The organism is Pararhizobium sp. LjRoot255 (assembly GCF_964252905.1).
GTDB lineage: Bacteria > Pseudomonadota > Alphaproteobacteria > Rhizobiales > Rhizobiaceae > Pararhizobium.
On record NZ_CAXUPQ020000001.1, the window covers coordinates 2533365 to 2556242 of the forward strand.

20 protein-coding genes are annotated in these 22878 nt (G+C 62.1%); 10 read left to right on the top strand and 10 right to left on the bottom strand.

Annotated elements, in window-relative coordinates; genetic code table 11:
* Positions 1-3: 3 nt before the first annotated feature.
* On the bottom strand, positions 4-1230 hold the full coding sequence (locus tag ACSQ2W_RS12310; RefSeq protein WP_436086484.1) for an ROK family protein: 1227 nt from the start codon (positions 1228-1230) through the stop codon (positions 4-6).
* A gap of 235 nt (positions 1231-1465) precedes the next feature.
* On the opposite strand from ACSQ2W_RS12310, the gene ACSQ2W_RS12315 reads away from it, so the two are divergent.
* The 8 genes from ACSQ2W_RS12315 to ACSQ2W_RS12350 all read left to right on the top strand — a co-directional run bounded on the left by ACSQ2W_RS12315 (position 1466) and on the right by ACSQ2W_RS12350 (position 9473).
* Positions 1466-2704, top strand: coding sequence for an extracellular solute-binding protein (locus tag ACSQ2W_RS12315; RefSeq protein WP_436086485.1), 1239 nt, complete (start codon positions 1466-1468; stop codon positions 2702-2704).
* Between the two features lie 103 nt (positions 2705-2807).
* Positions 2808-3692 (top strand): carbohydrate ABC transporter permease, encoded by an 885-nt coding sequence (locus ACSQ2W_RS12320; RefSeq protein WP_436086486.1) that lies wholly within the window; start codon positions 2808-2810, stop codon positions 3690-3692.
* Positions 3692-4537 carry a carbohydrate ABC transporter permease gene (locus tag ACSQ2W_RS12325; RefSeq protein ID WP_436086487.1) on the top strand — a complete coding sequence of 282 codons (846 nt, stop codon included), beginning with the start codon at positions 3692-3694 and terminating at the stop codon, positions 4535-4537. The genes ACSQ2W_RS12320 and ACSQ2W_RS12325 overlap by 1 nt, the downstream gene beginning before the upstream one ends.
* A gap of 2 nt (positions 4538-4539) precedes the next feature.
* Entirely contained in the window at positions 4540-5556 is a 1017-nt protein-coding gene (locus tag ACSQ2W_RS12330) for an SIS domain-containing protein (RefSeq protein WP_436086488.1), read from the top strand.
* Position 5557: 1 nt separating this feature from the next.
* The gene (locus tag ACSQ2W_RS12335) at positions 5558-6493 is read left to right on the top strand and encodes a PfkB family carbohydrate kinase (protein ID WP_436086489.1); all 936 of its coding nucleotides are present in this window, start codon (positions 5558-5560) and stop codon (positions 6491-6493) included.
* Entirely contained in the window at positions 6490-7572 is a 1083-nt protein-coding gene (locus tag ACSQ2W_RS12340) for an ABC transporter ATP-binding protein (RefSeq protein WP_436086490.1), read from the top strand. Before ACSQ2W_RS12335 ends, ACSQ2W_RS12340 begins: the two co-directional genes overlap by 4 nt.
* Before the next feature lie 64 nt (positions 7573-7636).
* Positions 7637-8728, top strand: a complete 1092-nt coding sequence (locus ACSQ2W_RS12345; RefSeq protein WP_436086491.1) for a glycosyltransferase family 4 protein — start codon at positions 7637-7639, stop codon at positions 8726-8728.
* A gap of 1 nt (position 8729) precedes the next feature.
* On the top strand, positions 8730-9473 hold the full coding sequence (locus ACSQ2W_RS12350) for a polysaccharide deacetylase family protein (RefSeq protein ID WP_436086492.1): 744 nt from the start codon (positions 8730-8732) through the stop codon (positions 9471-9473).
* A gap of 26 nt (positions 9474-9499) precedes the next feature.
* On the opposite strand, the gene ACSQ2W_RS12355 is transcribed toward ACSQ2W_RS12350, so the two are convergent.
* Positions 9500-10330 carry an MBL fold metallo-hydrolase gene (locus ACSQ2W_RS12355; RefSeq protein ID WP_436086493.1) on the bottom strand — a complete coding sequence of 277 codons (831 nt, stop codon included), beginning with the start codon at positions 10328-10330 and terminating at the stop codon, positions 9500-9502.
* 229 nt (positions 10331-10559) lie between these two features.
* On the opposite strand from ACSQ2W_RS12355, the gene ACSQ2W_RS12360 reads away from it, so the two are divergent.
* Positions 10560-12368 carry a metallophosphoesterase family protein gene (locus ACSQ2W_RS12360; RefSeq protein WP_436086494.1) on the top strand — a complete coding sequence of 603 codons (1809 nt, stop codon included), beginning with the start codon at positions 10560-10562 and terminating at the stop codon, positions 12366-12368.
* Between the two features lie 41 nt (positions 12369-12409).
* Here ACSQ2W_RS12360 and ACSQ2W_RS12365 read toward each other — a convergent pair whose 3' ends face one another.
* The 3 genes from ACSQ2W_RS12365 to ACSQ2W_RS12375 all read right to left on the bottom strand — a co-directional run bounded on the left by ACSQ2W_RS12365 (position 12410) and on the right by ACSQ2W_RS12375 (position 16318).
* Positions 12410-12871, bottom strand: a complete 462-nt coding sequence (locus ACSQ2W_RS12365; RefSeq protein WP_436087769.1) for a cyclic nucleotide-binding domain-containing protein — start codon at positions 12869-12871, stop codon at positions 12410-12412.
* Between the two features lie 121 nt (positions 12872-12992).
* Positions 12993-15710 (bottom strand): ABC transporter transmembrane domain-containing protein, encoded by a 2718-nt coding sequence (locus ACSQ2W_RS12370; RefSeq protein ID WP_436086495.1) that lies wholly within the window; start codon positions 15708-15710, stop codon positions 12993-12995.
* Between the two features lie 8 nt (positions 15711-15718).
* Positions 15719-16318, bottom strand: a complete 600-nt coding sequence (locus ACSQ2W_RS12375) for a hypothetical protein (RefSeq protein WP_436086496.1) — start codon at positions 16316-16318, stop codon at positions 15719-15721.
* Between the two features lie 38 nt (positions 16319-16356).
* Between ACSQ2W_RS12375 and ACSQ2W_RS12380 the strand changes: the two genes are divergently transcribed.
* Positions 16357-17034 (top strand): class I SAM-dependent methyltransferase, encoded by a 678-nt coding sequence (locus ACSQ2W_RS12380; protein ID WP_436086497.1) that lies wholly within the window; start codon positions 16357-16359, stop codon positions 17032-17034.
* A gap of 7 nt (positions 17035-17041) precedes the next feature.
* On the opposite strand, the gene ACSQ2W_RS12385 is transcribed toward ACSQ2W_RS12380, so the two are convergent.
* Genes ACSQ2W_RS12385 through ACSQ2W_RS12405 form a run of 5 tightly spaced genes read right to left on the bottom strand, consistent with a single transcriptional unit; the run spans position 17042 to position 22878 of the window.
* Positions 17042-18202: a glycosyltransferase family protein gene (locus ACSQ2W_RS12385; protein WP_436086498.1), complete on the bottom strand. Its 1161-nt coding sequence runs from the start codon at positions 18200-18202 to the stop codon at positions 17042-17044.
* Positions 18184-19431 (bottom strand): glycosyltransferase, encoded by a 1248-nt coding sequence (locus ACSQ2W_RS12390; RefSeq protein WP_436086499.1) that lies wholly within the window; start codon positions 19429-19431, stop codon positions 18184-18186. The genes ACSQ2W_RS12385 and ACSQ2W_RS12390 overlap by 19 nt, the downstream gene beginning before the upstream one ends.
* A 7-nt stretch (positions 19432-19438) precedes the next feature.
* On the bottom strand, positions 19439-20647 hold the full coding sequence (locus tag ACSQ2W_RS12395) for a glycosyltransferase family protein (protein ID WP_436086500.1): 1209 nt from the start codon (positions 20645-20647) through the stop codon (positions 19439-19441).
* A 60-nt stretch (positions 20648-20707) separates the two neighbouring features.
* On the bottom strand, positions 20708-21883 hold the full coding sequence (locus ACSQ2W_RS12400; RefSeq protein WP_436086501.1) for an ABC transporter permease: 1176 nt from the start codon (positions 21881-21883) through the stop codon (positions 20708-20710).
* Complete coding sequence (locus ACSQ2W_RS12405) at positions 21880-22878, bottom strand: ABC transporter permease (RefSeq protein ID WP_436086502.1); 999 nt, start codon at positions 22876-22878, stop codon at positions 21880-21882. The genes ACSQ2W_RS12400 and ACSQ2W_RS12405 overlap by 4 nt, the downstream gene beginning before the upstream one ends.

Sequence of the window (22878 nt, forward strand, 5' to 3'; positions counted from 1 at the left end):
CCTCTAGCCCGCTGCGTTGGCGCGGGTCTTCAGGATCGCCGAAAAGCGCGGGTCGAAGGCGCGGCTGATCGGCTCGGCGGCGGCGCCGAGCGCCACCGACCAGGGGTCGGTCATGCCAAGCTGCAGGCGGGGCAGGGTGCGGCCGGGGCGATCTGCGATCGATGGCAGCAGAGGATGGATGGCGTCGAAAATCCGGCGGGTCAGGGCCTCCGGCGCGCCGGAGCACAGGATGACGGTCTGCGGATCGAAGATCGTTTCGATGAGTTGCACGCCCCAGCGCAGTTCTTCGGCAGCGGCGTCGATCCATGAGGCGATCGCCGGATCGTTCTTGCGGACCAATAGGGTCAACCGTTCGTGAAGGTCCGGATCGGCCGGATCGGCATTCAGATGCTGGTAGAGCGAGGCAAGCGATGCGCGATGTTCGAGTGATGATTGTTCCAGACGCCGAACGGTTGGCGGCAGAAGTGCCATGCCGATTTCGCCGGCATTGCCGTTGCCGCCGGCGTAAAGCTCGCCATTGAGGATAAGACCGGCGCCGATGCCGTAGCCGACATAGAGGCAGACGGCATGATCGATGCCGTGGGCGGCGCCGACCATGCGCTCGGCGGTGGCGCAGGCGGCGGCGTCGTTCTGCAGGGCGACTTCCAGCCCCGTTCCGGCAGCGAGCGTTTCAAGCAGCGGAAAATTCTGCCAGGCCGCCATCATCCATTGATCGTCATTGTCGGAGGCAAGGCCGAATGGTCCGGGCATGGCGACACAGAGGCCGACAAGACGCTTCTGCGAATGTTCCGCGATACCGGCGAGTTCTGTCCTCGCCTGCTGGATCAGATCGAGGATCACTCTCACGCCGTTCGCAGGCCCCCCCGGTGGCAGGTCGGCCTCAGCGCGCACCAGCACGGTGCCGATAAGGTTCACGGCGATCACCCGGGTCATATGGCGGTCGATCTGCAGGCCGATTGCGAACGCACCTTCCGGCACCAGCCGATACGGCGTCGAAGGCTGGCCGCGGCCTTTGCGCACGGCCGCTAGCGACACCACCAGCCCGTCCTGCTCCAGATCGTCGATGATGTTGGAGACCGCCTGCTTGGTGAGCCCGGACGCCCGGGCAAGGTCGGCGCGGGACAATTTTCCGTTCAGCCGCAGCGCGTCGATCATGACGCGGCGATTATGGGCGCTCGTTCCCTCCTGGTTGGTGCCGCTCTTACCCCGTATCACCCGCATCGCATTCACTCGCAAAATCCTCTTGACACTATTAGAATATTGAACAAGAAATAAGTCAAATCAATTGACTTATTGAAGGGAGCCAAAGAGCTCTCATGGGAACGGGAACGGCTTGCGGGAACACTCCCATGGCCGTGCGACACTTCGACAAGGCATGCCGGATGTCGCCGAAAGCGGCTTTCCGGAAAGATGCGCGCGATCGCGCGCCGGCGAAACGATTGTTGTCAATCACTGGAGGCAAGACATGTTGAAATCCAAGCGCAACGCACTCATCGGCGCGACACTGATCGGTGTATTCCTTGCGACTAACGCCTATGCCGAAACCACGCTCAACGCGTTGTTCATGGCGCAGGCGGCCTATAGCGAGGCGGATGTCCGCGCTATGACGGAGGCGTTCAGCAAGGCCAATCCGGACGTCAAGGTCAATCTCGAATTCGTGCCCTACGAGGGCCTGCACGACAAGACCGTGCTGGCACAGGGCTCGGGCGGCGGTTACGATGTCGTCTTGTTCGACGTGATCTGGCCGGCCGAATATGCGACCAACAAGGTTCTGGTCGATGTGTCCTCGCGTATCACCGACGACATGAAAAAGGGCGTGCTGCCCGGCGCCTGGACGACAGTCCAGTATGAAGGCGCTTATTATGGCATGCCTTGGATCCTCGATACGAAATACCTGTTCTACAACAAGGAAATCCTCGAGAAGGCCGGCATCAAGGCGCCGCCGAAAACCTGGGACGAGCTTGCCGAACAGGCAAAGATCATCAAGGACAAGGGTCTGCTCGCGACGCCGATCACCTGGAGCTGGTCGCAGGCGGAAGCGGCGATCTGCGATTATACGACGCTAGTCAGTGCCTATGGCGGCAAGTTCCTCGATGGCGGCAAGCCGGCGTTTCACACGGATGGCGGCCTCGATGCGCTGAAATACATGGTGTCCAGCTACACCTCCGGCCTCTCCAATCCGAATTCCAAGGAGTTTCTCGAGGAAGACGTCCGAAAGGTGTTCGAAAACGGTGAAGCCGCTTTTGCGCTCAACTGGACCTATATGTACAACCTTGCCAATTCAGGCAAGGACAGCAAGGTTGCCGGCAAGGTCGGCGTCGTTCCGGCACCGGGCGTCGCCGGCAAGAGCGAGGTTTCGGCGGTCAACGGCTCGATGGGGCTGGGCATCACCTCGACCAGCAAGCATCCGGACGAAGCGTGGAAATACATCACCTTCATGACCTCGCAGGAGGTCCAGAACCAGTACGCCAAGCTCAGCCTGCCGATCTGGGCATCGTCCTATGAGGACCCGGCCGTGACCAAGGGTCAGGAGGAGCTCATCGCGGCCGCGAAGCTCGGGCTCGCCGCCATGTATCCGCGGCCGACGACGCCAAAGTACCAGGAGCTTTCCACCGCCCTGCAGCAGGCAATCCAGGAAGCGCTGCTTGGCCAGACCAGTCCGGAGGATGCGCTGAAGACCGCCGCCGAAAACAGCGGTCTCTAAAGGCGCGGGGGTCCGCCCCTTCGCTCGCATTCACCATATCCGGGCGGCACCCTCCCTGCCGCCCGGCACCTTGCATCCCATGAATTTCAGGAAAAGCAGCCCCATGTCCGGGACCTCTATGACCACACGCGCATGGCTTCTGATGCTGCCGCTGCTCGCCGTCATGGTTGCCGTCATCGGCTGGCCGCTCGCCGATACGGTCGGGCTCTCCTTCACCGATGCCAGGCTCGTCGGGACCGCCGGAAATTTTGTTGGCATCGACAACTATGTGAAGACGATTTCGGGCGCCAATTTTCAGCGTACCCTGATCACCACGACGCAATTCGCGATCATTTCAGTCTTCGCCGAGATGGTTCTCGGTGTGCTTGCCGCCCTTCTCCTCAATCAGCAATTCTATGGCCGCACTGTTCTGCGCGGACTGATGATCCTGCCCTGGGCGCTGCCCACCGTTGTCAACGCGACGCTGTGGCGGCTGATCTACAATCCGGAATATGGCGCGCTGAACGCGGTGTTGACGCAGATCGGTTTGCTCGACGCCTACCGCTCCTGGCTCGGCGAACCCGGCACGGCGCTCGCATCGCTGATCGTTGCCGATTGCTGGAAGAACTTTCCGCTGGTGGCGCTGATCGCGCTTGCCGCGTTGCAGGCCGTGCCGCGCGATATCACCGCCGCCTCGCTGGTCGATGGTGCAGGTCCGTTTGCCCGCTTGCGCTTCGTCATCCTGCCATATCTGGCCGGACCGCTGATGGTGGCGCTGGTGCTGCGCACCATCGAAGCGTTCAAGGTGTTCGATATCATCTGGGTGATGACTCGCGGCGGACCGGCAAACAGCACACGGACATTGTCGATCCTCGTCTACCAGGAGGCATTCTCCTTCCAGCGGGCCGGATCGGGCGCTTCGCTCGCCTTGATCGTCACCTTGCTGGTGGCAGCGCTCGCTGCCGGCTATGCTGCGCTTGTGCGCAAGACCGCGGGGAGCAACGCCTGATGGAACGCAAGAGCTTCCTGTACTCCCTGTTCATCCATGCCTGCGCACTGCTGCTTGCCGCCGTCATCCTCGCGCCGCTCGTCTGGCTGTTCGTCATGAGCATTTCGCCGGCCGCCGATCTCACAGCAAAACCATTGCGCTGGTGGCCGCAGGCCATGGATTTCTCGCGGTACGGCGTATTGCTCTCCAGCATCGAAAACAGCGCCGGTGCGGCCTTTGTCGCCTCCCTCATCAACAGCATTGTCGTCGCCGGCATGGCGACGATCGCGGCGCTGGCGCTTGCCATTCCGGCCGCCTGGGCCGTATCACGAACGCCTGCGGTCGGCTGGTCGCTCTATATGGTGATCGCCACCTACATGCTGCCGCCGGTGGCGCTGGCGGTGCCGCTCTATTTCGGGCTGTCGCACCTTGGCCTGCTCAACAATGTCTTCGGGCTGGCGCTGGTCTATCTGACTATTCTTGCGCCCTTCACAACGTGGCTGATGAAGTCCGGCTTCGATGCCATCCCGAAGGAGATCGAGGCGGCGGCGATGATCGATGGCGCCGGGCTGTTTGCGACGCTGCGTATCATTACCCTGCCGCTGGCAGCACCTGTGATGGCCACCTCGGCGCTGTTTGCCTTCCTGCTTGCCTGGGACGAGTTCTTCTACGCATTGCTGTTCACCTCCGACCTGCGCGCCAAGACGCTCACCGTCGCCATCGCCGATCTCGCCGGTGGCCGCGTTTCCGATTATGGCTTGATCGCAACCGCGGGCGTGCTTGCCGCCCTGCCGCCCGTGGCGATCGGCCTTGTCATGCAACGGGCCCTGATCTCCGGGCTCACCAGCGGCGGCGTCAAGGGATGACCATGACTTCGAACGACAAACGCCCGCTGGGCCTCCAAGCCATCGATCGCGAAATGGCGCGGCAGAATGCCGATGCCATTGCCTCCTTCGAGGGCAATGGCGAACAGGCAAAAACCGCCGCAGCTTCGATCGGCGGGACAGGCCGTTTGCTGCTGCTCGGCATGGGCGGCTCGCACGCCGTCAACCGCGCCGTCGAGCCGCTTTATCGCGGCTTGGGCATCGAGACGATTGCAGTCACCCTGTCCGAACAGCTCGGCATGCCGCTGCCGATCGGGGGACGCATCGTGCTCGTCACGTCGCAATCCGGAGAAAGCGCTGAGGTGCTGCGCTGGTTCGCTGAGACCGGCGGCACTCGGGATACATTCGGACTGACGCTGGAAGGCACATCCTTTCTTGCGCGGTCGGCTCCGTCTTTGATCGGCGCTGGCGGCACCGAGCTGGCCTTTGCCGCGACACGCAGCTTGACGGTGAGTTTTGCCCTGCATCTTGCGATCCTTGCGGCTCTTGGCACCGATCCCGCGCCGGCGCTGGCCGCGCTCAAAGCGCCGGCCGAAGTCGATATCCAACCGGCACTTTCCGCATTCGGGGACGTTGGTGCCGTTGTGACCTCTGGCCGGCGGCTGCAGGGGCTTGCGGAGGCATTGGCGCTGGGGCTGACCGAACTCTCCCGCCGACCGTGTTTCTCGCTGGAAGGAGGACAGCTTCGACATGGGCCGATGGAGATGCTTGGTCCCGAGATCGGCGTTGTCCTGTTTCGAGGGCAGGATGCCACCGCCGATCTCGTCACCGCCACGGCGGTTTCCGCAGTCGAAACCGGGGCGCCGGTGGTCATTTTCGATTCCTCAGGCATGGTGCCGGTCGAGGGCGCGACAATGCTGGGCTTCGAGCCGGCGGACGGCCTAGCCGCTATCCTCGCGATGCTGCCGGTTGCACAGCGCTTCATGATCGCCTTTGCCGAGAGCCGCGTGGAAAATGCCGGTACGCCGGTGCGCTCAACCAAGATCACCCGGAGTGAATGAAATGCGTCCGCTTGCCGTCATCGGAAATGTCAATGTCGACCTTATCCTGGGACCGGCCGAGCCTTGGCCAAAAGCCGGCACCGAGATCATTGTCGATCATGACGAGTTACGCGTCGGCGGTGCTGCGGGCAACTCGGCGCTTGCCTGGCGGGCGCTCGGTATCGATTTCGACATTGCTGCCAATACCGGCACCGACGAGTTCGGCCGCTGGCTGCGCGAATCCTTCGGCGAAAGAGCTGAAAAATGGCCGATCCGGCCGGAGGGGACGACGCTCTCCGTCGGCATCACCCATCCCGATGGCGAGCGCACCTTCTTCACCACGCGCGGCCATCTGCCACGCTTCTCGCTCGCGGACGTGTTTGCCGCTCTCGATGGTTGCCGCCTTTCGGGCGGCTATGCGCTGCTCTGCGGATCGTTCCTGACCGACGATTTGACGGGTGACTATCCAGCCCTGTTCGACTGGGCCGACAGCCATGGCATCACGCTGGCGCTCGATACCGGCTGGCCGCTCGACGGCTGGACGGAGGCGAACCGGCAGGCCACCCGCAACTGGCTTTCCCGTTGCGGCTGCGCTCTCCTGAACGAGGTGGAATCGACCGCGCTTTCCGGCCGCTCCGACCCGATCGAGGCCGCGCGCGAGATCAAGCGCCATATGCCGGAGGGGGCGATCGTCGTCGTCAAGCGAGGTCCCGATGGCGCCATTGCCGTCGATGCCGACGGCGCATTCGTTTCCGCCGCGGCCCCCAGCGTCCAGGTCGTCGACACGATCGGTGCTGGCGATGTATTCAATGCGGCTTTCCTCGCCGCACTGGCGGATGACCTGCCGCTCTCCGATTGCCTGGCGACCGGCACATGCGTCGCCTCACGCGCCATTTCCACGCTTCCTCGCAGCTATGTCGGCTCGCTGTCTGCCGCGACGGGAGGGGCTGTATCATGAGTGCGCTCGATATCGAGAACATCCGCAAGACCTATGGTGGGATCGAAGCGCTGAAGGGCATCGACATTTCGCTCGACAGCGGCGAGTTCCTGGTGCTGCTTGGATCGTCGGGCTGCGGCAAGTCGACCCTGCTCAATATCATCGCCGGCCTTGCCGAGGCATCGGGCGGCGATATCAGGATTGGCGGACGCTCCGTCCTCGGGGTGCATCCCAAGAATCGCGATATCGCAATGGTCTTCCAGTCCTATGCGCTCTATCCGAACCTTTCCGTTCGCCGCAACATCGGCTTCGGCCTGGAGATGCGCGGCGTGCCAACGGCTGAGCGGCAAAAGGCGGTCATGGAAACCGCGAAACTGCTGCAGATCGAGAACCTGCTGGATCGCAAACCCGGCCAGCTTTCGGGTGGCCAGCGCCAGCGTGTCGCGATCGGCCGGGCGCTCGTCCGCAAGCCGCAGGTCTTTCTTTTCGACGAACCGCTGTCCAATCTCGATGCGAAGCTGCGCATGGAGATGCGCACGGAGCTGAAGCGATTGCACCAGATGCTCGGCACGACGATCGTCTACGTCACGCATGACCAGATCGAGGCGATGACGCTGGCAACCCGGATTGCGGTGATGCGCAACGGCCGGATCGAGCAGCTGGGTACACCGGAGGAGGTCTACGACCATCCCGCCACGCTCTACGTTGCCGGTTTCGTCGGTTCGCCGCCGATGAACGTGCTGGATGGCGTCGTGACGGGCGAGAGCGTTCGGTTGGATGGGTCGGACTGCGTCATCGCGCTGCCTGCCCGTTTCAACAATGCCATCTCTTCAGGCAGGCGCATCAAGATCGGCATCCGCCCGGAAGCGCTGCGACTGGTTGAGGATGGCGACCGGCAACCTGCGCTGGACGTAGCGGTCGAGGTTGTCGAACTGACGGGACCGGAACTGGTGGTCACCGGCCGCGTCAGCGGGCAGCGGGTCACCGCCTGCCTGCCGCCCCGCACAAGGCTTGCGGTGGGCATGACGCAGGCGTTCGCCTTCGACAACGATGCGCTGCATCTCTTCGATGCCGAAACGGAACTGGCGTTCGGGCGGTAGCTTCCGGGGAATTCGTCGCTGCCGCCGTTCCCATCGCCGGCGCGATGTTCTAAACCGCATTCTGATGAAGATCGCTTTCTATTGTCCGCTGAAATCTCCCAACCATCCCGTTCCCTCCGGGGACCGGCTGATGGCGCGCCTTCTGATGACGGCGCTGGAGCGGGCGGGGCATCAGGTGGAGATAGCTTCGGAACTGCGGGCGTTCATGCCCGAGGCGTCGAGCGCGGCTGTCGGGGCTTTGGCGGCCGCAGCGGAAGCGGAGAGGGGGCGGCTTTCGGCGCGCTGGCGCGAAGCCGGCCGGCCGGACGCGTGGTTCTGTTACCACCCTTACTACAAGGCACCCGATCTGATCGGTCCGGCGCTCGTCCGCGATTTCGGCTTGGATTATGTGACGGCGGAAGCGTCCTATTCTGCCCGGCGCAACACCGGCTTGTGGGTGCAGATGCAAGCGCATGTACTGGAGGCGGTGAAGCTCGCCTCCGTTAACATCTGCCTGACGAGGCGCGACCTCGCCGGGCTTGCGGCGGCTCCGGATGCGCGGCTCGCCCTGTTGCCGCCCTTCATCGATTCGGGCCTGCTGCTTGAGAAGCAACCCGCGCCTCGGCCCGGGCAACTGATCACCGTGGCGATGATGCGGTCCGGCGACAAGATGCAGAGCTATGTCATGCTTGCGGATGCGCTCTCGCGGTTGGCTCATCTGCCCTGGCAACTGTCCGTCATCGGTTATGGCCCGCGTGCCGACGAGGTGAGGGCGCTTTTTGCCGGCTTCGATGAAGGGCGCATCGTCTGGCACGGACAGAAAACGGCTGACGAGATCGCCGGTCTCTTGTCGAAAAGCGCGCTCTATGTCTGGCCCGGCTGCGGCGAGGCCTATGGTCTTGCCTATCTCGAAGCGCAGGCGGCGGGTCTGCCGGTCGTGGCGCAGGAGATCGCCGGCGTGCCGGAAGTGGTGGCACACGGCCGCACCGGCCTGCTGACGCCAGCCGGTGATATCGATGCCTATGCGAAAGCGATTGAACGGCTGTTGACGCGGAACGAGGAGCGGCTGGCCCTTGCTGGCGCCGCACGGATTTTTGCCGGCGAGGAGCGCTCGCTCGATCGGGCCGCCGTGCGGTTGGGCACTATCCTCGATCAGCATCTCAAGCGGGCGGAATGAAATGGACGATTTTGACAGGTTCATCACCGAGGAACTGGACCGGTGGCAGCGGGCCGGCAAGGTTGCGCGCTTCTGGCTGCGGGATGACGATGCGGTCGAGCCGAGTGCACCGCTCGAGCGGCTGCTGGAGATCACCGGCGCATTTTCCATACCGCTGACGCTTGCCGTCATCCCGGCTCATACCGGGGAGGCGCTGGCTCGAAGGCTGGAACGCGAGCCTTGGTGCACTGTTGCGGTGCACGGCTGGTCGCACATGAACCATGCAGGCCCGGAGGAGAAGAAGCAGGAACTCGGCCGTCATCGCCCGGCTTCTGAAGTTCTCGGAGAGTTGCAGCAAGGCCTCCGCCATCTGGCGAGGCTGCACCCGAACCGTCTCGTCCCCCTTCTCGTGCCGCCATGGAACCGGATCGATGCGGCGCTCGTGCCGCAGCTTGCCGGCCTCGGCTTTGAAGCACTGTCGGTCTACGGCCCGGAAAAACCGTCCGCCCTGCCAGTGGTGAATACGCATGTGGACGTGATGGACTGGCACGGTACGCGCGGCGGGCGCGACCGCATGGCGCTTGCTGCGGAGATCGTCGCGCGTCTCGGGCAGATGTTCGATCACGGCGGGTCACTGGGGCTGTTGACCCATCATCTGGTTCATGACGAGGCCGCCTGGGATTTCATGACCGCGCTTTTCGATGTCACAGCGCGCCACCCTGCCTGCCGCTGGAGCCGGGTCACGGACATTCTGCAAGATCAGTAACCCGACGGACGGTCGGGGCGCGTTGTTCAGAGGTCGATCGCCTGGCCGTCACGCGCCATGAAGGCGCCCTTGAATTCCTGCACGGCGAGCCGCTGGATGGCGTCAAGCTCGCGGTCGGTGCGCAAAGGTGAGTGGTGGATGAAGGCCACCCGTTTGGCGCGGGCGGCCTTGGCGAGGCGGATGGCCTGCTGCCATGAGGAATGGCCGTAGCCGACATGGCGCGGCATCTCCTCGTCGGTATACATGCAGTCGTAGAGGAACAGATCTGCGCCATCGATGAGATCGAGCACGGCCGGATCGAGCGTTCCCGGCCGATGCTCCGTATCCGTGACGAGTGCCACCGCACGGCCTCCCCATTCCACCCGGTAGCCGATTGAACCGCCGGGGTGGTTGAGGCTGCCGGTCTTGATCGCCACATCCTCATAGGGAACCAGCACCTCGCCGGAACGGAAATCGTGGCAATTGATGGCGGCGCGGCAGATGTCCGGTTCGACCGGAAACCAGGGCGGCCGCATGAATTCGCCGATCATCTGGCGCGTCGACATACGCCCGGCCAGATGTCCCGACCACAGCGTCACCGAGGCATGCGGATCGAATAGTGCCGGCAGATAGGGCAGGCCGATGATGTGATCATAGTGACAGTGGGTGAAGAACAGGTTGAAATCGGAGACGCCGGCGGCCTTGAGCGCCTGGCCCGCGGGCATCAGCCCGGAGCCGGCATCGAACAACAACCTATGCGGCCCGCATTGCATCTCGATGCAGATGGTGTTGCCGCCATAGTGCTGAAACTCGGCCCCCGAGACCGGGAGACTGCCGCGCACTCCCCATAACCGCACCCGAAACACGTTTTCGTTCACTCTCTTGCCTCAGTCACGGCTAGCCGTAACGACTGTCCGTCTGCAACCGTCCCACGTAATTCTTAAGGTCGTCTTTTTATGGCAGGCTTGATTAATCAATCCTAATTTCAATCATGTTAGCCAAACTGCCGGGGTTAAGCGAGACACCAATTCGCTTTTTCTTTCCATATGTGGCAGAGACGAAAGCAAACGAATCCGGTTTGAACCTGCCGACGGAAACTCTGACAGTATGCCGCCCTTTGAGCATCCGCGCATCGCCGTCATCGCCGATGCGCATTTTCATGATCCTTATGCCGATTACGGCTTTCCCGGAATCGTGCAGGGCGGCCGCCGCGTGACCTTCAGGCTGCTGGCCGATGCCGCCCGGTCGACACGGGTCTTCAACGAGAGCTACTTTGCGCTTCACCACGCGCTCGACGGTATCGCAGAAAGCGGCATCCGCCATGTGGTGCTGCTTGGCGATTATTCCGACGATGGGCAGGTGGAAACCGTCAAGGCTGTCAAAAAGGTACTCGACGGTTATGCTGCACGATATGGCATGCGCTTCTACGCTACCGTCGGCAATCACGACATCTTCGGCGCGACCGGCCGCCACCGCGCCAAGCGGTTCATGAACGAGGACGGCAGCTACAGTGTTGTCAGCAGCGATCCGCAGGTGCGCGACCGGGGCGCCCGGTCGATCGTCGGCAGCGATCGCATGTATTGCCAGGGTTATCCGGACGGGCTCGATGCCGTCGCGGATTTCGGGTTTTTTCCGCGACCCGGCGACCTTCATTGGGAGACGCCGTTCGGTACGGATGGCGATCCGTCAGCGCGGCTTTACGACGTACATTCGCCGGATGGGAAAACCACCCGCTCGCTGATGGACGCGTCCTATCTCGTTGAACCGTTCCCCGGCGTCTGGCTGTTGATGATCGATGCCAATGTCTTCGTGCCCGTCGATGGCGTCGTGCCGGGCGAGGCGGGAGACCTTGCCGACAGCACGAGCGCCGGCTGGAACGCCATGCTGACGCACAAGCGGTTTGTCTTTGACTGGATGAAAGACGTTTCGGCGCGGGCGCGCCGGTCGGGCAAAAGCCTTCTGGCTTTCTCCCACTATCCCGTGCTCGATCCTCTCGACGGAACAATGGGCGAAGAAGTCTCCCTGCTTGGCCGGACGGGCATGTCTGAGCGCATTCCGGTTGCGGCCGTTGCCGAAGCCCTGATCGAGGCGGGCATCGACATACACTTCAGCGGGCATCTGCATGTCAACGACACGGCGCAGCATCGTCGCGGCAGCCGGTTCCTGGTCAATGTGGCGATGCCGTCGCTCGTTGCCTTTCCTGGCGCCTACAAGGTGGTCACCATCGGCGAACACCATCTCGACATAGAGACTGTCGGGATCGAGGACATGCCATTGAACCCCGAGCTGCGGCAGACCTACGACCGGGAGATCGTGCCGTCGGGGCTCGATGCGGGCGGCATGCTCGACGTCGGCGACTATGGCGGCTTCCTGTTCGAGCATCTCGGCCATCTGGTCGGGCGGCGGTTCCTCAAGCGCGAATGGCCAAAGGATATGGCAGCGCTCATCCGCAGCCTCGACCTTGCCGATCTGGCGGCGCTGGCGCTGATGGACAAGCCGGTGGCGACGGATGACGCCGTCGGTGCAACCGCGGCTGCCCGCAACGACAGGGTACTGCAAGGCCGCCTCGCGGCCCGCTTGAAGGGTGCCGGCGCAAGATCTGAATTGCTGCGCGACATTTCCGCGATCGACTTCCTAGCCGACTGGTATCGGCTGCGCATGGGGAGCGACCTTGCGCTCGACTGGATCACGCAGGAGCGGATGGCACTTTATCGGGCGGTTGGCCGTCTTTATGCGGATGGTGGTTGGGACGACGCGAATGCGGCGCAGGCACGCTTTGCCCTGGTCTTCCGGATGTTCGAGAAATCCGTGTCCGGTCTGCCGTCCGGCAATTTCCGTATCGACCGGATGACCGGGGCCATCGCCTTGAGAGATCCGATGGCGAATGCGCCATTGGAGAGGCTGGGGGCCAACTGAGGGACGCGCCCTGAATGCGACTTGCCAACAATCGCCAAGGCTTACTCGGCCTTGCGGGCGCGGCTTCTAGCCTCGGACAATTCGCTCGTGGTGTGGCTCAAACGGTCGGCCAGCACGCGCATGATCTCGATGGTGATTTCGGGGAAATCGGTCAGGAGCTTGAGGAAGTGTTCCTTGCGGATGCGCAGGGCTTCCACCGCTGTTGTCGTCTGCACCGTGGCCGTTCGCGAGACATCACAGAGGATGGCGATCTCGCCGACGATGGAATTGGTCTCGACTTCGGCGATCTTGATCGGGCCTGTCGAAGAGTCGACCAGAATATCCGCCTTGCCGGCCAGCACGACATAGGCAGCATCGCCGGTGTCGCCCTGATGGAAGATGGCCTCGCCGGCATTGTAGCTGACACGGTCCGACGTGAAGGCGAGAAGCTTCAGCTTTCCCGGCTCGACATTCGAAAACAGCGGCACCCGCCGCAGCATTTGAACTTCATCCTTCAGAAGCATTTCCGTGCCCATTCCCCATTTTCCTCCTTCCGGGATCAGGCGCCGGTGATGTTCACCGATGCTACCGTTTGGAAGGATGCCCCTGCCTGCACCGACTGCACGCATGGACTTTGCCTTTGCATTATGATGACACAAGTTCCTTAAAGATACCGTTATTCTCAACAAGTGCCGCATGCGTCCCGTCCTCCACCAGCATGCCCCTGTCGAAGACCAGGACACGATCGAAAAGGCTCGACAGCGCGGTATTCGAAAGCACCCAGACGACCGCCGGGTCGCGTCCGTCGCGGCGCACCAGCTTCAGTACGTCGCGGACGATTTCATCCTGAAGACGGTGGTCGAGACCGGGTAACGGACGGTTAAATATATAATAATCCGAACGGCGCACCAGTGCACGCGCCAGATTGAGCTTCTGCCGCTGCACGGCGGTCAAGCGCTTGCCGCCGGCGCCGAGATTGAAGTCCAGGCCGATAGCAATCACGTTCTCCAGGAGGCCAAGCGAGTTCAACAGAGAGCTGACGATCGAACGAATGCGCTTCGAACCGTCGGAATGCTTGTGACTGATGCGGCCGAACAGGATGTTGTCCATCAGGCTTGCGGAGGCCAGGTAGCGTTCCGGGTCATAGCGCTCGATGTCGCCGCGCATGCTTTCAGGCAGGCCGTCATGGAACTGGCGGCGGACATCGACGATCTTCGCCATCAGCTCGGGGGTCAGGAGACCGAAACGATGCCGCGGCTCGATGTAGCGGAAGCTCAAGCGAATGATGGCGCCTTTTTCATCCTCGGAGGCCGCATCGAAGCCCTTGCCCTTGAGTTTCTGCAGGAGCAGTTGATACTCCGGAATGTCGTCCGCGGTCATGAAGGTGAGCTGCTGGAAGAACGGATGATCCGGCGGCAGGTCGGCAAACAGTTCCACCGCGTTTTCCGCGATGCTGTAACCCATGTCGAACATGATACGGTCGAGGCCGGTGCGGCCGACCACGGAGCGGAAATAGGCGTTCTTCCCGATCGCCTTGCCGATGAATGCCGGACCGGTTGCCGTGCCGAACAGAAGGTTCTCGCCGACGGTTGCCTCGGTGTTGTAGGCTCCCGGCTCGAAGGAAACGACGAGGCTGCTGAGGCCCGCTTCCTCAAGCTCCTCGCGAAGGGCATGGCGCATCTCGACGATGCCCTCCGCAAGGCCAGGATGGTCGTTGGGAGACACGGTGCTGCGCAGTGCGAGGTCGAGAATGTCCTTGGATAGCTGCACGGTATCCAGCACCGACAGGACCGGCGTAAACAGATCTTCCCGGTCCGTCGCATCGGCGGCCTGGTAGTCGATCCAGTCGCCGTTGACGTCGTAGTCCGGGTTTCCGGCCATCCGCGCTTCGTTGATCTCCCATTTGCGATGGGCGGCACCGCTGCCCTCATAGCTGGCGTCCTTCAGCGGCGCGTGCTTCAGCCCATAGAGCAGGTTGTCGCGCAGGCTCCCGTAGAAGAAATAGGCATCCGCCGAAACATAGGAAATGCCGCGTCCGGTGATCGATTCCGGCAGCTCGAGAAGGTCGTCGCCGCCGGCGGTAACCTTGCCGCTCTCGGGCCAGGTCAGCCGGCCAAAGGCTTCGGCCAGCATGTCGCCGCCGCCGGCAGCACCACCGACGATCGCCACCGTCTCGCCGGGATGGATCTGCACGGAAACGCGCTCCAGAAGCTTGGCCCCGCTATCGTCAGCAAGCGACAGGTTGACCGCCGCCAGAGGATGTTTCATCGAACCGGCATTGTCGATGGCGACTGCCTGAATGGACGGATCGACCGTCCGGTCGACGCTGAACTGCTCGACGACCTGAACGTATTTCACCTGGACGTCCTGACGGGTCTGATCCCAGTCGATGAGGTCCTTCAGCGGACCGGGCAGGTCCTTGTAGGCGCTGATCACCGCGACCAGCTGGCCGATGTCGAGGCGACCCTGCAGCGCCAGATAACCGCCGATGCAGTAGAACAGGAACGGTGTCAGCTGGGCGAGGAAATTGTTGATGAACTTGACCAGGAATTTCCACTGGTAGAGGTCGTAGCGGATCTTGAAGATGCGGCCGAGGCGCGAGGCGATATCGGCGCGCTCGTAGTTCGAGGTATCATAGGCGTGGATCGTGCCGATGCCGTCGACGATTTCGCTGACACGGCCGGCAAGTTCGCGCGCCGTGAGTTGGCGTGCGCGGCCAAGCACCAGCAGCCGCCGGCGCATGCGCGGAATGATCACCGCCTGGATGCCGACCATGACGGCCGCGATCAACCCGAGCCAGACATTCTGCATGAAGATGAAGAACAGCGCCGTCAGCGCCTGCCCACCGAGCAGCGCTGGCTGAACGAATGCGTCGCCGGTGAAGCCGCCAAGGGGCTCGACCTCGTCCTTCACCATGCTGGAGACTTCCGCCCCCTTCATGCGCTTGAACTGGCTGGGCGGGAAACGCAGGATGCGGTCGACGAGTTCGAAGCGGATGCGCCGCAGCAGCCGCTCGCCGAGACGCCCCTTATAGGTGTTGATGTAGAATTTGAAGAGTCCGTTGACGATCACCAAAGCCAGGAACACGAGGCTGAGCGCGAACAGCATCTGCATGCGCGTCAGCTCGATGCCGCCAAACAGCGTGACCGTGCCGAGCCAGGGCAGGTCGAAGCTGAGGTTCATGAAGGTTTGCGTGGCGCCCGGCTGATCGAAACCCTGGCCCTGGATGGGGCCGTTGACGATCTGCTTGGGCAGGTCGAACGACAGGAAATAAGGAACCATCGAGACTGCGACGACCAGCAGAATCCAGAGCTGCTGACCGCGCGTATGGGTCCAGATATATCGGGAGAGACGTTTTTCCATGGGCGGGTTCAACTGACCGAATAGCGGGTGTCGAGGACATAGAAGCGCCGGGCGGCATAGGGCGTGCCGGCGACCTCGGGATCGTGGAGGTGAAGATCGAACTGCCCGCGAATCTTGACCGATGGGCGGCTGACGATCTGTGGTACCTGTGATGCGGCACGTTCGAGTTCCGGCGCGTATTCGATGACGACGATCCTCGCATTGTCGATCAGCGAGAACAGCAGTTCGCCAAGCGGGTCCTTGCTGCCGAAAGGCTTCAGCGAATAGCCGAGCATGACCAGACCGTAGCTGCCGGGCTGGTAGTGATAATCGATCTGCTGGAACTTGGCCCGAATATGCCGGACATGGCACTGCCTGCCGTTCAGTTCATGCGCGTCATAAGCCTCGGTTTTCGGATCGACGGCGGTCACCGACAGCGGATGATGGGTGAGGTAGGGCGTGATGGGCCGGATATGGCTACCGATCTCCAGGACGTGCGGGCAGTCGCGCATGAAATGCGCGGCAAAGACCTGCCGCATGGTCGCGCCTATTCCTGCCAGATGCGGTATGTCCTTTCCTGTCTCCAGGCTCTCAGAAACGGAGACGGCATCCCTCAGGTTGACTTGCATTCCTTGCACTCCAGAAAAGTCCAGACTACAACACGCGCATGATGAAAACCACCCGAACAAACGAAGCAAACACAACAGATTGGCACGAAAGTGCCTTCGATATCATCCGCGGTCTGGCCGCCTATACGGGAAGCTCTCTGGTCGAAGGTCTTGCGAAAGTCGTCGCCAAATATCCGGACGCGGACCTTGGTACGGCCTTCAACCACAAGCAGGTTGGAAGCAAGATATGGGCACGCGACAGGCTGTTTGAAAGTCTTGGCGGAAAATTTAAGCGCATCGTCATTCTCGGCGGCTGGTACGGCGTGCTGTCAGCCATGTTTTTCGACGACAGCCGTTTCGATATCGGGCTGATCGAGAGCGTCGATATCGATCCGCAGGTTGCAGACGTGGCCGAAACGCTGAACGTCAAGGCGGGGGAGCGTTTCCGCGCAGTCACGCGGGATATGTACGCGCTCGACTACAGGGCTTCCGGGGCTGATCTGGTGATCAACACCAGCTGTGAACACATCGCCGATCTTCCGGCGTGGCTGTCTTTGCTGCCGCGCGGCACGCAGGTCCTGTTGCAGTCGAACGATTATTTCAGCGAGCCTACGCACATCAACTGTGTGCCGACACTTGAAGCCTTCCAGGACCAGACGGCGCTCGGCCACGTTGCCTTTGCCGGCTCGCTGGCGATGAAGAAATACACCCGCTTCATGGTGATCGGCACCGTCTGATCGCGGATCAGAGGAGGCCGCGTAGAATTTCCGCGGTGCGGTGCGCGCCATCGAGATCGAGCGTGTGCGGCCGACGGCCGGAAGCTGTGAGCGCCGATTCGATCGCCTGCGTCATGCTTGCCGGCGACAGCGCGTCCTCGGTGAGGACATGGGCGAGCCCCAGCTTTTCGAGGCGTTCCGCCCTGACCGTCTGTTCGGTTTCGCCGCCGGCGGTGAAGGGGATGAGCAAGGGGTGGCATCCGGCGCGCAGAATGTCGCAGACCGTATTGTAACCCGCTTGTGACACGGACAGTTTGGCGCCCCTGAGAAGGCTCGCGAAGTCCGGGCGGAACCGATAGACGCTGACATGATCCGGCGCATCCGCCGAGATCGCATCGAAATCGGATTGCAGCAGATTGGGACCGGTGATCAGGGCCCACGACAAGGGCTTGTCGATCGACTTTGCTGCTTCGAGGCCAGCGCGGATCAGGGCATTGCCGACCGCGCCGCCGCCGGCCGATACGATGATGTCGAACCGCTCCGCCGGTTCTGCGGGGGGCGGTGCCGCGACGAGGCCGGTGTAGACGACCTTGCCGGCAATCTCGGCTGAAAGTGGAAACGTATCTTCCAGCCTGGCGAAGGCCGGATCTCCGTGAACGAGGACCCGGTCGAAATACTGTTTCAACACTGCGACTGTTTCCTCGTCGCGGCCGGGCTTGGAACGTTCCTGCAGGATATCGCGCAGCGATGTCACGACCATGGGTCTGTCGTCCATCGTGGCGATTTCGTCGAGGAGCGGCAGAAGTTCGAAGCGGACCTGGCGGCGGCCGAAGGGAAAGGCTTCGATCACGACGATGTCCGGCCGGTTGTTCCGGAATGCCGTCAGCAAAAGATTGCGGCGGTTGTCCTTGAAAGCGTCATCGACCGGATTGCCGTTGATATCGGCAAGCCCGGAAAAGCCGGCGTTGCTGGCGGTGATCGGTGGCAAGGCGACGTGGTGCACCTGTGGTCCGGGGAAACCCGGGACCGGCGTTCCGCCCGTTGCCACGGTCACCTCGAAACCATCCGCGGCAAGCGCACCGGCAATGCGGCTGGCGCGCGCAAGATGCCCGATGCCGAGCAGGTGCTGGACATAGAAAAACACGCGCGGCGACGCCGTCCGGCCACTGGTCATTGCGCTGCCTGCCATTCGGTCTCGAAGAGGGTTTTCAGCTGGCCGATGCTGGTGTGGTGGTCGAATTCCCGGCGCACGGTTCGTTCCGCCGCTTCGCCCAGCCGTTGACGCAGGGCTGGATCGCGAATGGCCTTTTCCAGGGCGTCAGCGAAGGCTTGCGGGGCCTCCGGTGGCACCACCAGGCCGTTTTCGCCATCGACGAGCAATTCCGGTACGCCGGAAATGTTCGTCGATACGCAGACCAGCGCCTGGCTCGCTGCTTCGACCAGCACATTCGGCAATCCATCGCGGTCACCGTCTGCCGTGATGCGGCAGGCGAGGGCGAAAATGTCGGCGTTGCGGTAGTGCTGAAGAACGTCCGTTTGCGACAGTGATCCGTGCCAGACGACCTTGCCCGCAATGCCGAGTTCGGCCGCCAGCGCCTGAAGCCGCTTCAGCTGTTCGCCGCCGCCGATATGTTCGAATTGCCAGTTAAGCTCGCTGGGCAGCAGGCTGAGCGCGCGCAGCAAAATGTCGAAGCCCTTTTTCTCGACGGCACGGCCGACACTCATGATCGTCACCGGCGCATCCGGCCGCGAGCCATCAGAGGGTGGCCGGACGCCGTCAAACGCGCCGAAGCGGCTGAGGTCGAGGCCGTGATAGCTCAGATGCACGTGCGGCTTGCCGCCGGCAAGATGCCGCAGATGCTCAAATCCCGTCTGCGTGCAGGTCACCGTCCAGCGCGTGCTCGCGAGCTTGCCTGCAAGTTCCCATTCGGGCGAGGTCCAGATGTCCTTGGCATGGGCCGAGCAGGTCCAGGCGATCCCCTTGATCGTGCTGGTGTAACGGGCAACGGAGGCCGGCGTGTGGATAAAATGGGCGTGCAGCCATTCGCCGCCCTTTGGCCACTCGGCGGCAAGGACCATCGCCTGGCCGAAGCGACGCAGCCGGTTGCGTGTCCGGTCGCGCCAGAGATCGGACAGGAACGCCGGAAGGCTGCGCCAGAAACCGGGTTTCGCAAGGCAGTGTGCGAAGGCGCGAGCGACCCGCAAAGGCTCGTCGTGCAGATATTCAGGAAGATAGTGAACCGGCGCGCGGATTTCGTCGTGCACGGGGTGGCGCTTCTCGTCCGTCGGGCGGCGTAACGCCACCAGCGCCAGTTCGAAGCCGGCCCGTTCCAATCCCAGCAGCTCCTGGGCGATGAAGGTTTCCGAAAGGCGCGGATATCCCTTAAGCACCACGACGATCTTGCGACGCTGCGTCAAAGTGAAGTCATCCCTTCAGGGCGGTCAGATGCTCGTGTTCACGGCGACCGAGCCATTCTCCAACGATCTGCGATATATTGGCAAGACCTTCAAGCGTCATGCCGGAAGCGCTTTTCGACGGCGGCTGTCGGTCCGGCAGGGCCTTGAGGGCTGCGGCAAAGCGCATGGGGTCTCTGGCTTCCTCCGGCAGGAGCATGTCGATCAACCCAAGCTCAGCAGCCCGGCTTGCACGGATCAACTGTTCTTCACGCGGCATGACCCGCGGCACGATCAGCGCCGGCTTGTCGAAGGACAGAATTTCGCAATAGGTATTGTAGCCGCCCATGGCGACCACGGCCTTGGCGCCGGCAATCAGTTCTTCCATCCGGTTGTCGAATTCGATCACTTCGAGATAGGAGATCTTCGCGCATTTGGTGATCAGCTTGTGCCGCTGTTTCGCCGGCATGTAGGGGCCAAGCACGATCAACAACTTGTGCGTCAGCGTCGGATCTTCCTGATAGGCGTCGATCACGTCATGGATCAGGTCCGAGCCGTCGCCGCCGCCGCCGGTGGTCACAAGGATGTAGTCGCCCTTCGGCTTGTGTTCGGACTCCACGTCAGGGGAGACGCTTCTCTGCAGGAAGCCGACGAAATCCATCTTCGCCCGAACGTGCGAGGGAACGTCGAGACCGACGAGCGGATCGTAGAAATCCGGCGGGCCATAGACCCACACGTTGTCGTAGAACTGGCCGATCTTGCGCATTACGTCGTTGGCCTTCCACTCCGCATCGAGCAGATGCGGCGCGTCCATGACCTCGCGCAGGCCGAGAACCAGGGTCGTCCCCTGTTTTTTCAGATAGGCGAGGGTCTCCTCGACTTCGCCCTGCAGGCCCATCGGCTCCTTGTCGACGATGAAGATATCCGGCTGGAAGGTCTCGGCGGTATGGCGGATGATCGACTTGCGCATCTTCAGCGTCTCGTGCAGGTCGATATGCCGGTCCATCGAGGTGTATTCGCCGTTGCGCAGTTTGATGACGCTCGGGATCTTCACGAAATCGACGCGGGCCCGATAATCGAAGGCACCGGCGATGGTGGCGCCGGAGATGATCAGGATGTTGACGCCGCGATAGTCCTCGACCAGTGAATGCGCGATGGTGCGACACCGCCTGAGATGACCGAGGCCGAACGTGTCGTGGCTGTACATCAGGATCCGGGCGTCTTCGATCCGGCGGGTCATGAGCGGAGCCTCTTGTCTCCCCTCGCACTGCCCATCTTCCTCAGCATATCAAGTTCCACTTCACTTATAGGGGTCGGCAGCATCGCGAAGACCGTCGCCCAGGAAATTGAACGCGAGAATCACCAGGATGACCGGAATGGTTGGAAACAACAGCCAGGGATAAAAAGCAATGACGCTGACGCTACGGGCTTCCGTCAGCAGAATGCCCCAGCTCGTGATCGGCGGGCGAAGGCCCAGGCCCAGGAAGCTGAGTGCGGTTTCGCCGAGGATCATGCCGGGGATCGACAGCGTCGCCGTTGCGATCAGGTGCGACATGAAACCGGGGACGAGGTGACGGCCGATGATGCGGCTCGAACCTGCGCCCATGAGCTGCGCTGCCAGAACATAATCTTCCTCACGCAGCGCCAGCAGCTTCGAGCGCACAGCGCGCGCGAGGCCTGTCCAGTCGAGCAGGCCGAGAATGGCCGTGATGCCGAGATAGATGAGGATCGGGCTCCAGGTCACCGGCATGATCGCAGCAAGCGCCATCCAGAGCGGAATGCTCGGGATGGATTGCAGCACCTCGATGATGCGCTGGACGATCAGGTCGAAAATGCCGCCGTGATAACCGGCGAGACCGCCGATGACGATGCCGAGCACGAAGCTCATGGTGATGCCGAGCAGGCCGATGGTCAGCGATATGCGGGCCCCGTAAAGAATGCGCGACAGCACGTCGCGACCGAGGCGGTCGCTTCCGAGCAGGAACATCTCGCCGCCTTCGGCCGGGCAGATCAGGTGTTTGTCGGCTTCGAAGAGGCCCCAGAAACGGTAGGTATCGCCGCTGCAGAAAAAGCGGATCGGCTCGACCCTGTTCACATCGTCGGTATAGATGCGGCGCAGCGTGTCCATGTCCAGCGCCATCGAACGCCCGTACACGAACGGTCCGACGAAATTGCCGTCGTGGAACAGATGCACACGTTGCGGCGGCGAGTGGATGAAGTCGACGTTGCGGGTGTGCAGATTGTAGGGGGCGAGGAACTCGACGATCGTGATGATCGCGTAGAGAAAGCCGAGGAAATAGAGCGAGTATAGCGCCAGGCGGTGTTTCTTGAATTTCCACCACATCAGCCGCATTTGCGACGCCTGATAGACGCGCGATTGCTCCTCGCTCATCACATCGACGGAATGCGGGTCGAAGGGCGCGGTCGATACGTAGTGCGCCAGCGGCGCGCCGGATTCGGGAAGGGATATCGTCACTTGGTGCTACCGCCTTGCAGTCTGATGCGCGGATCGAGCAGGGCAAGCGCGATGTCCGATATAAGCACGCCGATCACCGTAAGGAAGGCCAGGAACATCAGGAAAGAACCGGCAAGATACATATCCTGACTTTGCAACGCTTTTATCAGCATCGGCCCGGTTGTTTCGAGCGACAGGACGATGGCGGTGATTTCGGCACCGGAAATGATTGCCGGGAGGATCGAACCGATATCCGAGATGAAGAAATTGAGTGCCATGCGCAGCGGATATTTGACGAGCGCGCGGAACGGATGCAAGCCCTTGGCGTGTGCCGTCACGACATATTGTTTTTGCAGCTCGTCGAGCAGGTTGGCGCGCAGCCTTCGGATCATGCCGGCGGTGCCTGCCGTGCCGACGATCAGCACCGGGATCCACAGATGCTCCAGGATCGACTTCGCCTTCTCCCAGCTCATCGGTTCGGCGAGGTATTTCTGGTCCATCAGATGGCCGATGGACGTGCCGAACCAGATATTGGCGAAATACATCAGAATCAGCGCGAACATGAAGTTCGGAATGGCGATACCGACCAGGCCGAGGAATGTGAGGCCATAATCTCCCCAGCTATATTGGTGGGTGGCCGAATAGATGCCGATCGGAAAGGCGACCAGCCAGGTGAACAGGATGGTGACGAAGGAGACCAGCACGGTCAGCCACAGGCGGTCGCCGACAACCTCGTTCACCGGAAGCTGATATTCGAAGGAATAGCCGTAGTCGCCTTGCAGCATACCGGCAACCCAATGGAAATAGCGCAGCACCGGCGGGCGGTCGAAACCGTATTGGGCGCGCAACTCCTCGATTTCCGCCATGTCCACGGCTTCGCCCTGGGCCCGCAGTTCGGAAATGTAGCTTTCGAAATAGTCGCCCGGCGGCAGTTCGATGATGGTGAAAACCAACGCGGAAATGATCAGCAGCGTCGGGATCATCGCAAGGATGCGCCAGAATATGTAACGCAACAT

What these genes read in the sequence shown, in the direction of transcription:
- ACSQ2W_RS12320 (WP_436086486.1), top strand. Translation starts at nt 2,808, where the DNA reads ATGTCCGGGACCTCTATGACCACACGCGCATGGCTTCTGATGCTGCCG.
- ACSQ2W_RS12350 (WP_436086492.1), top strand. Translation starts at nt 8,730, where the DNA reads ATGGACGATTTTGACAGGTTCATCACCGAGGAACTGGACCGGTGGCAG.
- ACSQ2W_RS12385 (WP_436086498.1), bottom strand. Translation starts at nt 18,202, where the DNA reads ATGGCAGGCAGCGCAATGACCAGTGGCCGGACGGCGTCGCCGCGCGTG.
- ACSQ2W_RS12360 (WP_436086494.1), top strand. Translation starts at nt 10,560, where the DNA reads ATGCCGCCCTTTGAGCATCCGCGCATCGCCGTCATCGCCGATGCGCAT.
- ACSQ2W_RS12380 (WP_436086497.1), top strand. Translation starts at nt 16,357, where the DNA reads ATGATGAAAACCACCCGAACAAACGAAGCAAACACAACAGATTGGCAC.
- ACSQ2W_RS12405 (WP_436086502.1), bottom strand. Translation starts at nt 22,878, where the DNA reads ATGTTGCGTTACATATTCTGGCGCATCCTTGCGATGATCCCGACGCTG.
- ACSQ2W_RS12370 (WP_436086495.1), bottom strand. Translation starts at nt 15,710, where the DNA reads ATGGAAAAACGTCTCTCCCGATATATCTGGACCCATACGCGCGGTCAG.
- ACSQ2W_RS12345 (WP_436086491.1), top strand. Translation starts at nt 7,637, where the DNA reads ATGAAGATCGCTTTCTATTGTCCGCTGAAATCTCCCAACCATCCCGTT.
- ACSQ2W_RS12375 (WP_436086496.1), bottom strand. Translation starts at nt 16,318, where the DNA reads ATGCAAGTCAACCTGAGGGATGCCGTCTCCGTTTCTGAGAGCCTGGAG.
- ACSQ2W_RS12315 (WP_436086485.1), top strand. Translation starts at nt 1,466, where the DNA reads ATGTTGAAATCCAAGCGCAACGCACTCATCGGCGCGACACTGATCGGT.
- ACSQ2W_RS12325 (WP_436086487.1), top strand. Translation starts at nt 3,692, where the DNA reads ATGGAACGCAAGAGCTTCCTGTACTCCCTGTTCATCCATGCCTGCGCA.
- ACSQ2W_RS12340 (WP_436086490.1), top strand. Translation starts at nt 6,490, where the DNA reads ATGAGTGCGCTCGATATCGAGAACATCCGCAAGACCTATGGTGGGATC.
- ACSQ2W_RS12365 (WP_436087769.1), bottom strand. Translation starts at nt 12,871, where the DNA reads ATGCTTCTGAAGGATGAAGTTCAAATGCTGCGGCGGGTGCCGCTGTTT.
- ACSQ2W_RS12395 (WP_436086500.1), bottom strand. Translation starts at nt 20,647, where the DNA reads ATGACCCGCCGGATCGAAGACGCCCGGATCCTGATGTACAGCCACGAC.
- ACSQ2W_RS12335 (WP_436086489.1), top strand. Translation starts at nt 5,558, where the DNA reads ATGCGTCCGCTTGCCGTCATCGGAAATGTCAATGTCGACCTTATCCTG.
- ACSQ2W_RS12330 (WP_436086488.1), top strand. Translation starts at nt 4,540, where the DNA reads ATGACTTCGAACGACAAACGCCCGCTGGGCCTCCAAGCCATCGATCGC.